The 12,791-nt window shown below is 64.6% G+C and carries 8 protein-coding genes and 3 rRNA genes; all 11 read right to left on the bottom strand.

Features of this window, described 5'->3' with window-relative positions:
- Positions 1-22: 22 nt before the first annotated feature.
- A complete protein-coding gene (locus SNOUR_RS21570; RefSeq protein WP_067349683.1) occupies positions 23-1,009 on the bottom strand; it encodes a lysophospholipid acyltransferase family protein in 987 nt (328 codons plus the stop codon).
- A gap of 14 nt (positions 1,010-1,023) precedes the next feature.
- Positions 1,024-2,073: an NAD-dependent epimerase/dehydratase family protein gene (locus SNOUR_RS21565; protein WP_067349680.1), complete on the bottom strand. Its 1,050-nt coding sequence runs from the start codon at positions 2,071-2,073 to the stop codon at positions 1,024-1,026.
- A 202-nt stretch (positions 2,074-2,275) separates the two neighbouring features.
- Complete coding sequence (locus SNOUR_RS43215; protein ID WP_003948845.1) at positions 2,276-2,374, bottom strand: 30S ribosomal protein bS22; 99 nt, start codon at positions 2,372-2,374, stop codon at positions 2,276-2,278.
- A 120-nt stretch (positions 2,375-2,494) separates the two neighbouring features.
- Positions 2,495-2,704, bottom strand: a complete 210-nt coding sequence (locus SNOUR_RS21560) for a helix-turn-helix domain-containing protein (protein ID WP_014144137.1) — start codon at positions 2,702-2,704, stop codon at positions 2,495-2,497.
- 131 nt (positions 2,705-2,835) lie between these two features.
- The gene (locus SNOUR_RS21555) at positions 2,836-3,648 is read right to left on the bottom strand and encodes a phosphatase (protein ID WP_067358605.1); all 813 of its coding nucleotides are present in this window, start codon (positions 3,646-3,648) and stop codon (positions 2,836-2,838) included.
- A gap of 182 nt (positions 3,649-3,830) precedes the next feature.
- Complete coding sequence (locus SNOUR_RS21550) at positions 3,831-5,006, bottom strand: acetoin utilization protein AcuC (RefSeq protein WP_067349677.1); 1,176 nt, start codon at positions 5,004-5,006, stop codon at positions 3,831-3,833.
- On the bottom strand, positions 4,957-6,210 hold the full coding sequence (locus SNOUR_RS21545; protein ID WP_067349674.1) for an MFS transporter: 1,254 nt from the start codon (positions 6,208-6,210) through the stop codon (positions 4,957-4,959). The genes SNOUR_RS21550 and SNOUR_RS21545 overlap by 50 nt, the downstream gene beginning before the upstream one ends.
- A gap of 115 nt (positions 6,211-6,325) precedes the next feature.
- A complete protein-coding gene (locus SNOUR_RS21540; protein ID WP_067349671.1) occupies positions 6,326-6,976 on the bottom strand; it encodes an HAD family hydrolase in 651 nt (216 codons plus the stop codon).
- An 88-nt stretch (positions 6,977-7,064) separates the two neighbouring features.
- A 5S ribosomal RNA gene (rrf, locus tag SNOUR_RS21535) occupies positions 7,065-7,181 on the bottom strand.
- A gap of 71 nt (positions 7,182-7,252) precedes the next feature.
- Positions 7,253-10,374, bottom strand: a 23S ribosomal RNA gene (locus SNOUR_RS21530).
- Positions 10,375-10,680: 306 nt separating this feature from the next.
- Positions 10,681-12,209: ribosomal RNA gene (locus SNOUR_RS21525) — 16S ribosomal RNA — on the bottom strand.
- The 16S, 23S and 5S rRNA genes sit together here, the layout of an rRNA operon.
- Positions 12,210-12,791: the final 582 nt, after the last annotated feature.

Here is a 12,791-nt window from a genome sequence, read left to right as displayed (position 1 = left end):
TCGGTGTTCTTCCGGTCCCCCCTCAGAAGAACACCGAGCGCCGCTGCACGAGCAGCTTGTAGAGGGTGTGCTGGATGGTCTCCCGGACCTGGTCGGTCAGGTTGAACATCAACATCGGGTCGTCGGCCGCCTCCGCCGGATAGCCGTCGGTCGCGATCGGCTCCCCGAACTGGATCGTCCACTTCGTCGGCAGCGGCACCGCGCCGAGCGGCCCCAGCCAGGGGAACGTCGGCGTGACCGGGAAGTACGGCAACCCCAGCACCCGCGCCAGGGTCTTGGCGTTCCCGATCATCGGGTAGATCTCCTCGGCGCCCACGATGGAGCACGGCACGATCGGCACGCCCGCCTTCAGCGCCGTGGAGACGAAGCCGCCCCGCCCGAAGCGCTGGAGCTTGTAGCGGTCCGCGAACGGCTTCCCGATGCCCTTGAAGCCCTCCGGCATCACCCCGACGATCTCCCCGCGCTCCAGCAGCCGCTGGGCGTCCTCCGCGCAGGCGAGGGTGTGCCCGGCCTTGCGGGCCAGCTCGTTCATCACCGGCAGCACGAACACCAAATCGGCCGCCAGCAGCCGCAGGTGGCGCTGTGCCGGGTGATTGTCGTGCACCGCGACCTGGAGCATCAGGCCGTCCAGCGGGAGCGTCCCGGAGTGGTTGGCGACGATCAGCGCGCCGCCCTCGGCGGGGATGTTCTCCATCCCCTTCACCTCGACCCGGAAGTACTTGTCGTGGAGCGGCCGCAGCAGCGACATCAGGACCTGGTCGGTCAGCTCCTTGTCGTAGCCGAAGTCGTCGACCTCGTAGTCGCCGGTGATCCGCCGGCGCAGGAAGGCCAGCCCGCCCGCGATCCGCTCGTCCAGGGTCCGGCCGCCGGCCGGGCGCGGGGCCGGCGGCGGCTCCGGGTCGGTGCGGGCCTCCGGTACGGGCGCCAGGGCGGTGCCGCGCGCGGTCCGCCGGGCCTTGCGGCGCGCCCGCGGTTCCTCGCCGAAGGGAATGACCTTGGCGTCCGCCATCGTGGGTGAACTCCTCACTGGCTCGGGCCGCGGCGTGCGGAGAGCACACCGGCGAGCCGGTCGACGGTGCGGGCGAGGGACGCGGGCGGCAGCAGCCCGGGTCCGCGGCTGCGGGCGAATTCCTCGAAGGTCTCCGCCGTCGTGTACCGGGGGTGGAAGCCCAGTGTCTCGCGCATCTGGGTGGTCTCGACGACCCGGCCGTGGGTCAGCATCCGGATCTGCTCGGGCGAGAAGTCCGTGATGCCGAGCGACCGCAGGGCGGTGCCGGCCCAGGTCACGGTGGGCAGGAAGAGCGGGAGGGTGGGCCGGCCCAGGCGCCGGGAGACCTGCGAGAGCAGCAGGACGCCGTCACCCGCGATGTTGAACGTGCCGCTGTTGAGGGTGCCGCGGCGCGGCGCGGCGGCGGCGATCCGCAACACGTCGATCGCGTCGTCCTCGTGGACGAACTGCAACCGCGGGTCGTAGCCGAGGACGGTGGGCAGCACGGGCAGCGAGAAGTACTCGGCGAGCGGGGAGTCCGCGCACGGACCGAGGATGTTGGCGAAGCGCAGCACGCAGACCGCCACGTCGGGGCGGCGCCGGGCGAAGCCGCGGACGTACCCCTCGACCTCGACGGTGTCCTTCGCGAAGCCGCCGCTGGGCAACGACTTGGGCGGGGTGTTCTCGGTGAAGACCGCCGGGTCGCGCGGCGCGGAGCCGTAGACGCTGGTGCTGGACTTGATGACCACGCGCTGGACGTTCGGGGCCTTCTGGCAGGCACCGAGCAGCTGCATGGTGCCGATGACGTTGGCCTCCTTCACGGAGGCCCGGCCGCCGCGACTGCCCAGGGGCGTGCCGTTGATGTCCATGTGGACGACGGTGTCGACGCCCGTTTCGGCCAGAACCCTGGCGATCGCCGGATGCCGGATGTCGGCCCTGAGGAATTCCGCCCCGCCCAGGGAGTGCTCCGGTGTCACAGCATCGACCCCGATCACCCGATCGACGTCGGGATCGCGCTGGATCCGGCGGACGAACCGGCCCCCCAGCTGCCGTGCGACGCCCGTGACGAGCACGACGTTGCCCAAGATCGGCCCTCCTTCCCGCAGCGGCTTCCGCCTGCGCCGAGATGTCCGGCTCACGCTATCGGGTCGGTGTTGCGCGGCGATGACCGCACGATGCCCATAACGACATTTGCGTACGACCACCGTCCATACGGCCCACAAAAGCACCGCGGCCCCCTATCGCCCGAAGGACGACAAGGAGCCGCGAAATCGTGATCAGCGTCGCTTACTTCTTGTTGCGACGCTGCACACGGGTGCGCTTGAGCAGCTTGCGGTGCTTCTTCTTCGCCATCCGCTTGCGCCGCTTCTTGATAACAGAGCCCACGACTACCCTCGCTCACTTCGTATCACTCGGTGCGGGGCGTCCGAGCCCACACTACCTACATCGGGCCAGGGTACCCGGCGCCGGCCGTACCGCGTAATCCGAGGGTCGCCGAACGAGCCGTCAGGCCGACTCCACCCCCACATACGACTCACGGAGATAGTCGTGGACAGCCTGCTCCGGAACCCGGAAAGACCGTCCCACGCGGATCGCGGGCAGATGACCGCTGTGCACCAGGCGGTACACGGTCATCTTCGACACTCGCATCACCGTGGCGACCTCCGCCACTGTCAGAAACACAACCTCGTTCAACGGCCTCTGGTCCGCAGCCATCACACACCTGCACCTTCCGCATAAGACGGGCACCGGCTTCCCCTCCGGTGACTCTTCGTCGCCATGCGTTCACTCCCCAGATTAGGGGCGGGTGATGCGAGTGGGGAAGAGGAGCAGCGAACGACCGTCAATCAGGACAGATGCGCCCTATTGAGGATGTAGCGGATCAGGGGTCGGTAGTGCGTCGACCGGACGGCATCATCGAGCGGCACCACCGCGGAGAGCCGTCCCTCCGCCCTCCCGACGAACGGCGCGGGGTCGTCGGCGTCCGCCAGCCCGATCGCCTCGATGCCCAGCTGACCTGCTCCGCAGACCCATCCGTGGTCCCCGATGACCAGCCCCGGAAGCGGTCCGGCGGACGCCGCTGCGACCCCCAGAGCGGTCCGCACCGGCAGCGGTGAGTGGGTGTGCACGCCCCCCTCGGAGGGTGCGCCCCGCACGCCGGGCTCGCGCATCAGCGCGACTCCCCGTACGTAATCGAGGACCCGGGTGCGTACTCCGAACCGGGTCGCTATGTCGACACGATGGCCATACGCCGGGGTGAGGACGGTGCAGCCCGCTGACGAGAGGGCGTCTGCGAGGGCGGCGTAGAACTCCAGCAGCCGGTGCGGGTGCCCGGTGCCGAGCAGCACCGGCACCCGACGGCCGGCCGCCGCGGCGAGCCGGTCGGCGAACGCGTCCAACCCGGCGATCGTCCGGTCGGGATCGATCACATCCAGACCTGAAGTGTGCGCGGGATCGGCTGAAATACCGCACTCCTGTCCCATCAGTCGCAGGACTTCACCGAAGGACCAGTCCCGTTCGGGATCCAGCCCCAACAGCGCCCGCGGATCGCGCGCCGCGAAGAGCCGGTAGCGCCGCAGACTCTGCTCCCGCGTGGTCGCGATCGTCCCCGCGAGCCGCGCCTCGATCAGGTGCGCCCGCAGCGCCCCGGTGCCCAACACGGGCCCCATGCTGGCCGTTCGGCCGGGATGCGGATGCCCTAACCGACGGGTAGTCACACATCCGGGGCAGCCACGACGAAAGCGGGAATGCCCCCTCACCCCACCACGTTGTGGCCCCGCAGGGGGGCCTCGCATCCCCTACGGGTTCTGTTCGCCCACCCCCTACGGCATCCCCCGCCGCCTCACGGCAACAGCCCGTGGGACGGGAACACCGCCCGACGGGTGGCCAGCACCGCCTGGTCGAGCCGGTCGGCCGGGTCGTAGCCGCCCTCGCCGAAGTCCCGCCACTGCGGAGTCCGCCCGTCCGTCATCCGGTACGGCGCCAACTGCCGCGTCCTGCGGAACACTTCGTGCCGCCACTCCTCCGGCACCGGCGACGTCGGGTCGATCGGCCGGTGCCCGGCGATCGCCGCCAGATGCGTCCAGCTGCGCGGCACCACCTCCACCACCGCGTAGCCACCGCCCCCGAGCGCGACCCAGCGCCCGTCCGCGTACTCGTGCGCCAACGCGTGGCAGGACTCGGCCACCGCCCGCTGCGCGTCCAGGCTCACCGCGAGGTGCGCGAGCGGGTCCTCGAAATGGGTGTCGGCGCCGTGCTGGGTGACCAGGGCCTGGGGCCGGAACGCGGCCAGCAGCTCCGGCACCACGGCGTGGAAGGCCCGCAGCCAGCCCGCGTCGGCGGTCCCGGCCGGCAGCGCCACGTTCACCGCACTGCCCTCCGCGCCCTCCCCGCCGGTCTCCTCCGGCCAGCCGGTCTGCGGGAACAGCGTCCGCGGGTGCTCGTGCAACGAGATCGTCAGCACCCGCGGGTCCTCCCAGAACGCCGCCTGGACGCCGTCCCCGTGGTGCACGTCCACATCCACGTACGCCACGCGCTCGGCGCCGAGCTCCAGCAGCCGGGCGATCGCCAGCGCCGCGTCGTTGTAGACGCAGAACCCGGACGCGCCGCCGGGCATCGCGTGGTGCAGCCCGCCCGCGAAGTTCACCGCGTGCTCCGCATCACCGCGCCAGACGGCCTCCGCCGCCCCCACCGACTGCCCGGCGATCAGCGCCGACGCCTCGTGCATCCCGGGGAACGCCGGGTCGTCCTCGGTGCCCAGTCCGTAGGCGAGGTCCGCGGACTCCGGGTCGGCGGACGCCCGGCGGACCGCCTCGATGTAGTCCTCACGGTGCACCAGGCGCAGCGTGGAGTCGCCGGCCGGCTTGGCGGCCACCACCTCCAGCGGTCCCCGATGGAGCTCGTACGCCTCCACCAGGCGCATCGTCAGGGCGAGTCGGACGGGGTCCATCGGATGCCCCGGCCCGAAGTTATAGCCCGTTACTGCCTCGTCCCACATCAGCTGTGCGCGGCCGCTCATGGTCGTCACCGTATCGGGCCGAGGACGACCCGAACGAGCGGGCGTACACCAATGTCACCAGGACCAGCACCATCGGTACGAGCATCGCCCCGCGATAGCTCCAGGCGTCCCCCAGCCCGCCCACCAACGGGGAGCCGATCAGAAAGCCCACATAGTTGAAGATGTTCAGCCGCGCGATGGTCGGATCCGAAGCACCCGGGCCATGGCGCTCGACCGCGTACCGCCCGGCCGCCGCGAAGGTCTGCGGCACGATGACGCACAACCCGAGCCCCAGCAGGACGAATCCCACCATCCCGACCCAGGCCCCCGGCGCCGCCGCCACCACCGCGAAGCCGACCGCCGCGACCACGGTCCCGATCCGCACCACCGCGACCGGCCCGAAGCGCCGCACCCCCATATCCCCCACGGTCCGCCCGAGCAGCGTCGTCACCATGTAGACGTTGTACGGGACCGTCGACAGCTGCTCCGAGCCGCCCAGTACGTCCTTCAGATACTTCGCGCTCCAGTTGGAGACCGTCGAGTCGCCGATGTACGCGAACGCCATCACCAGGCACAGCGGCAACAGCAGCCGCATCGCCACCGGCGCCCCACCCGCCGTCCCCCCGGCACCCTCCGACCCGCCCCGGTCCTCGCCGTCCACGAACCACCGGCCGATGACCAGCACCAGCGGGACGGCCACCGCCACCACCGGCCCGTACAGCACCACCAGCGGCAGTTCCCAGTGCGCCCCCGCCCACGCCAGCGAGGCCCCCACGATCCCGCCCAGGCTGTACGCGGCGTGGAAGCCGAGCATGATGCTCCGCCCGTAGGCCCGTTGGAGACTCACCCCGAGCATGTTCATCGACGCGTCCAGGCCGCCCACGGTCAGCCCGAACACGGCCAGCGCCACCGCGGCCTGCGCCAGCGACCCGACCGCTCCGACCGCCAGCAGCGCCAGGCACACCACCGGCTGCACCGCGCGCAGCACGACGCTCGGCCGCACCCGCTTCACCAGGTGCTCGGTGCCGACACTACCGACGCCGGCGAGCACCGGAACGGCCGCCAGGAAGACCGGCAACAGGCCGTCGGAGATGCCGTAGCGCGTCTGGACCGCCGGTATGCGGGTCACGAGCAGGGCGAAGACCGCCCCCTGCGCGAAGAAGCTGAGGGCGAGCGAGACCCGGCCACGGCGGAGCCGCGCTCCCGGTACCTGAGGGGGCGTCATGGCCGGTCAGCCTAGAACTCCGGGCTACCGCTGGGTAGATGGATCACTCGCCCAATTCCGCCTGGTGTACGAGAAGTTGGCGGCCCGGCAGGCGGATACCGGCCCGCACCCGTCCTCACCGCACCCACCGCGGCAGCTCCGCCATATCGCCGAACAGCGCGGTGGCCCCGGCCTCCCTCAGCTTCACCGCCGGCGTCATCGCCGTGAACCCGTAGACGTCCATGCCCGCGGCCACCGCCGCCCGCACGCCCAACGGACTGTCCTCGACCACCGCACACCGCCCCGGCGCGACGCCCATCTCCTTCGCCGCGTGCAGAAACAGGTCGGGCGCCGGCTTCCCCCGCGCCACGTCCTGCGACGAGAAGACCCGCTCCGCACCGAACCGCTCGAACAGCCCGGTCTTCGTCAGCGCCACCCTGATCCGCTCATGGCTCCCCGACGAACCGACGCAGTACGGCACACCGTCCGCGGCCAGCTTCTCCAGGACCGCCGCCACGCCCGGCACCGGCTGCAGCCGCCGACGGAACTCGTCGAAGACCCGCGTGTGGAAATCGGTCTCGAAATCCGCCGGCAGCGCCCGCCCGGACTTCTCCCACACCATGTCCCGCACCCGCTGCACCGACCCGCCCATGAAGTCACGCAGCGATTCCTCGTACGTGGTGGGGTGCCCCAGTTCGGTGAGATAGCCGGCGAGGATCCGGTTGGAGATCGGCTCACTGTCGACCAGTACACCGTCATTGTCGAAAATGATCAGGTCATAACGCATCAAACGAGCGTACCCAGCCTTCCGGAAGGACAACGCAAAGAAGCCCCGTTGGGAACCGAGGTTCCCAACGGGGCTTCTTCTAAAATTAGTTCGGCGGCGTCCTACTCTCCCACAGGGTCCCCCCTGCAGTACCATCGGCGCTGAAAGGCTTAGCTTCCGGGTTCGGAATGTAACCGGGCGTTTCCCTAACGCTATAACCACCGAAACACTATGAAACAAAGAACAACCGTTGGTCTGTTCGTGGCTTCAGAACCAACACAGTGGACGCGAGCAACTGAGGACAAGCCCTCGGCCTATTAGTACCAGTCAACTCCACACCTTACGGCGCTTCCATATCTGGCCTATCAACCCAGTCATCTACTGGGAGCCTTACCCCATCAAGTGGGTGGGAGCCCTCATCTCGAAGCAGGCTTCCCGCTTAGATGCTTTCAGCGGTTATCCTTTCCGAACGTAGCCAACCAGCCATGCCCTTGGCAGAACAACTGGCACACCAGAGGTCCGTCCGTCCCGGTCCTCTCGTACTAGGGACAGCCCTTCTCAAGACTCCTACGCGCGCAGCGGATAGGGACCGAACTGTCTCACGACGTTCTAAACCCAGCTCGCGTACCGCTTTAATGGGCGAACAGCCCAACCCTTGGGACCGACTCCAGCCCCAGGATGCGACGAGCCGACATCGAGGTGCCAAACCATCCCGTCGATATGGACTCTTGGGGAAGATCAGCCTGTTATCCCCGGGGTACCTTTTATCCGTTGAGCGACGGCGCTTCCACAAGCCACCGCCGGATCACTAGTCCCTACTTTCGTACCTGCTCGACCCGTCAGTCTCACAGTCAAGCTCCCTTGTGCACTTACACTCAACACCTGATTACCAACCAGGCTGAGGGAACCTTTGGGCGCCTCCGTTACCCTTTAGGAGGCAACCGCCCCAGTTAAACTACCCACCAGACACTGTCCCTGATCCGGATCACGGACCCAGGTTAGACATCCAGCACGACCAGAGTGGTATTTCAACAACGACTCCACACCAACTGGCGTTGGCGCTTCAAAGTCTCCCACCTATCCTACACAAGCCGAACCGAACACCAATATCAAGCTATAGTAAAGGTCCCGGGGTCTTTCCGTCCTGCTGCGCGAAACGAGCATCTTTACTCGTAATGCAATTTCACCGGGCCTATGGTTGAGACAGTCGAGAAGTCGTTACGCCATTCGTGCAGGTCGGAACTTACCCGACAAGGAATTTCGCTACCTTAGGATGGTTATAGTTACCACCGCCGTTTACTGGCGCTTAAGTTCTCAGCTTCGCCCCACCGAAATGGAGCTAACCGGTCCCCTTAACGTTCCAGCACCGGGCAGGCGTCAGTCCGTATACATCGCCTTACGGCTTCGCACGGACCTGTGTTTTTAGTAAACAGTCGCTTCTCGCTGGTCTCTGCGGCCACCCCCAGCTCAGACAGTAAATGTCATCACCAGAAATGGCCCCCCTTCTCCCGAAGTTACGGGGGCATTTTGCCGAGTTCCTTAACCATAGTTCACCCGAACGCCTCGGTATTCTCTACCTGACCACCTGAGTCGGTTTAGGGTACGGGCCGCCTTGAAACTCACTAGAGGCTTTTCTCGACAGCATAGGATCATCCACTTCACCACAATCGGCTCGGCATCAGGTCTCAGCCTTAACGTGTGACGGATTTGCCTACCACACGGCCTACACCCTTACCCCGGGACAACCACCGCCCGGGCTGGACTACCTTCCTGCGTCACCCCATCGCTTACCTACTACAAGTCTGGTCCGTCGGCTCCACCACTCCCCTCAACTCCGAAGAGATCAGGGCGGCTTCACGGACTTAGCATCGCCTGATTCAGTATTGGGCGCTTCAAAGCGGGTACCGGAATATCAACCGGTTGTCCATCGACTACGCCTGTCGGCCTCGCCTTAGGTCCCGACTTACCCTGGGCAGATCAGCTTGACCCAGGAACCCTTAGTCAATCGGCGCAAGAGTTTCCCACTCTTGTATCGCTACTCATGCCTGCATTCTCACTCGTGAACCGTCCACAACTCGTTTCCACGGCTGCTTCACCCGGCACACGACGCTCCCCTACCCATCACAACAGGCGTTAGCCCTCATGCTGCAATGACACGACTTCGGCGGTGTACTTGAGCCCCGCTACATTGTCGGCGCGGAATCACTTGACCAGTGAGCTATTACGCACTCTTTCAAGGGTGGCTGCTTCTAAGCCAACCTCCTGGTTGTCTCTGCGACTCCACATCCTTTCCCACTTAGCACACGCTTAGGGGCCTTAGTCGATGCTCTGGGCTGTTTCCCTCTCGACCATGGAGCTTATCCCCCACAGTCTCACTGCCGCGCTCTCACTTACCGGCATTCGGAGTTTGGCTAAGGTCAGTAACCCGGTAGGGCCCATCGCCTATCCAGTGCTCTACCTCCGGCAAGAAACACACGACGCTGCACCTAAATGCATTTCGGGGAGAACCAGCTATCACGGAGTTTGATTGGCCTTTCACCCCTAACCACAGGTCATCCCCCAGGTTTTCAACCCTGGTGGGTTCGGTCCTCCACGAAGTCTTACCTCCGCTTCAACCTGCCCATGGCTAGATCACTCCGCTTCGGGTCTTGAGCATGCTACTCCAACGCCCTATTCGGACTCGCTTTCGCTACGGCTTCCCCACACGGGTTAACCTCGCAACATACCGCAAACTCGCAGGCTCATTCTTCAAAAGGCACGCAGTCACGACCACACAGCAAGCTGCATGGCGACGCTCCCACGGCTTGTAGGCACACGGTTTCAGGTACTATTTCACTCCGCTCCCGCGGTACTTTTCACCATTCCCTCACGGTACTATCCGCTATCGGTCACCAGGGAATATTTAGGCTTAACGGGTGGTCCCGCCAGATTCACACGGGATTTCTCGGGCCCCGTGCTACTTGGGTGGCTCTCAAGCAAGCCGCTGACATTTCAGCTACGGGGGTCTTACCCTCTACGCCGGACCTTTCGCATGTCCTTCGCCTATATCAACGGTTTCTGACTCACCGACCGGCCGGCAGACCGATCAAGAAAGCTCCCACAACCCCAACCACGCAACCCCTGCCGGGTATCACACGTGACTGGTTTAGCCTCATCCAGTTTCGCTCGCCACTACTCCCGGAATCACGGTTGTTTTCTCTTCCTGCGGGTACTGAGATGTTTCACTTCCCCGCGTTCCCTCCACACTGCCTATGTGTTCAGCAGCGGGTGACAGCCCATGACGACTGCCGGGTTTCCCCATTCGGACACCCCCGGATCAAAGCTCGGTTGACAGCTCCCCGGGGCCTATCGCGGCCTCCCACGTCCTTCATCGGTTCCTGGTGCCAAGGCATCCACCGTGCGCCCTTAAAAACTTGGCCACAGATGCTCGCGTCCACTGTGCAGTTCTCAAACAACGACCAGCCACCCGTCACACACCCACAAGAGGCGCTTCACCGGGACCGGCATCCCGAAGGCTCAGACCATAAGTCCGCACCCTCAGACACCCAACAGCGTGCCCGACCAGTTCAACCCACAGTCCCGTGTTCCACGCCGAAGCAGTACTAACGATCCATGACCCTGAACAGGCCGAGTAGTCAACGTTCCACCCATGAGCAACCAGCATCAGACACTCGCTGATGTACTGGCCTCTGACCAAGCAAAGCTCGGTAAGAAGTGCTCCTTAGAAAGGAGGTGATCCAGCCGCACCTTCCGGTACGGCTACCTTGTTACGACTTCGTCCCAATCGCCAGTCCCACCTTCGACGATTCCCTCCCACAAGGGGTTGGGCCACCGGCTTCGGGTGTTACCGACTTTCGTGACGTGACGGGCGGTGTGTACAAGGCCCGGGAACGTATTCACCGCAGCAATGCTGATCTGCGATTACTAGCAACTCCGACTTCATGGGGTCGAGTTGCAGACCCCAATCCGAACTGAGACCGGCTTTTTGAGATTCGCTCCACCTCACGGTATCGCAGCTCATTGTACCGGCCATTGTAGCACGTGTGCAGCCCAAGACATAAGGGGCATGATGACTTGACGTCGTCCCCACCTTCCTCCGAGTTGACCCCGGCAGTCTCCTGTGAGTCCCCATCACCCCGAAAGGCATGCTGGCAACACAGAACAAGGGTTGCGCTCGTTGCGGGACTTAACCCAACATCTCACGACACGAGCTGACGACAGCCATGCACCACCTGTACACCGACCACAAGGGGGGCACTATCTCTAATGCTTTCCGGTGTATGTCAAGCCTTGGTAAGGTTCTTCGCGTTGCGTCGAATTAAGCCACATGCTCCGCTGCTTGTGCGGGCCCCCGTCAATTCCTTTGAGTTTTAGCCTTGCGGCCGTACTCCCCAGGCGGGGAACTTAATGCGTTAGCTGCGGCACGGACGACGTGGAATGTCGCCCACACCTAGTTCCCAACGTTTACGGCGTGGACTACCAGGGTATCTAATCCTGTTCGCTCCCCACGCTTTCGCTCCTCAGCGTCAGTATCGGCCCAGAGATCCGCCTTCGCCACCGGTGTTCCTCCTGATATCTGCGCATTTCACCGCTACACCAGGAATTCCGATCTCCCCTACCGAACTCTAGCCTGCCCGTATCGAATGCAGACCCGGGGTTAAGCCCCGGGCTTTCACATCCGACGCGACAAGCCGCCTACGAGCTCTTTACGCCCAATAATTCCGGACAACGCTCGCGCCCTACGTATTACCGCGGCTGCTGGCACGTAGTTAGCCGGCGCTTCTTCTGCAGGTACCGTCACTCTCGCTTCTTCCCTGCTGAAAGAGGTTTACAACCCGAAGGCCGTCATCCCTCACGCGGCGTCGCTGCATCAGGCTTTCGCCCATTGTGCAATATTCCCCACTGCTGCCTCCCGTAGGAGTCTGGGCCGTGTCTCAGTCCCAGTGTGGCCGGTCGCCCTCTCAGGCCGGCTACCCGTCGTCGCCTTGGTGAGCCATTACCTCACCAACAAGCTGATAGGCCGCGGGCTCATCCTTCACCGCCGGAGCTTTCCACACGGAGATCATGCGACCCCGTGTCATATCCGGTATTAGACCCCGTTTCCAGGGCTTGTCCCAGAGTGAAGGGCAGATTGCCCACGTGTTACTCACCCGTTCGCCACTAATCCCCGACCGAAGCCGGTTCATCGTTCGACTTGCATGTGTTAAGCACGCCGCCAGCGTTCGTCCTGAGCCAGGATCAAACTCTCCGTGAATGCTTACCGGTAATCCGGTATCAACACTCGCGTTGAGCGGAACCACAAGGAGGAATAATCCTCGCGGTTCACAGCGTCCTCGCTGTGCGCCTCCCAAAGCTATTGGAAGGACTTTTCAAAGGAACCTCATCTCCATGATGGAGACGGGGTATCAACATATCTGGCGTTGACTTTTGGCACGCTGTTGAGTTCTCAAGGAACGGACGCTTCCTTCGGCCACCCTCTCGGGCTTCCTCCGGGCGCTTCCCTTCGGTCTTGCGTCTCCGACTCTATCAGATCCTTTCGGCTCCGATTTTCGCCGGTGCGATTCGGCCTTTCGGCTTCCTCGCGGTTCCAACCTTACCAGATCCGTTTCCGTCTCTGGCCCCCTGTTGGAGCGGGGTCCGGCCGCTTCGCTTTCGCTTTTCGGCCTTTCCGACTTTATCAGATCTTCTTTCCGTCCCGGCCCGCTTCTCAGTGAGTTGCGGTCGGTTCGAATTTCGATCCGATTCCCCGTCGGCGGGGTGTTCACTACGTTAGCGGAATTCCTCGCTGACGCCTAATCAGACGCCCGGAATGAATTTCGGCATGCGAAATTCGCTC

Origin of the sequence: Streptomyces noursei ATCC 11455, from assembly GCF_001704275.1 — a bacterium.
GTDB classification, from domain to species: domain Bacteria; phylum Actinomycetota; class Actinomycetes; order Streptomycetales; family Streptomycetaceae; genus Streptomyces; species Streptomyces noursei.
Note: the sequence above shows the minus strand (reverse complement) of the source record. Positions and strands in the feature narration are given on the sequence as shown.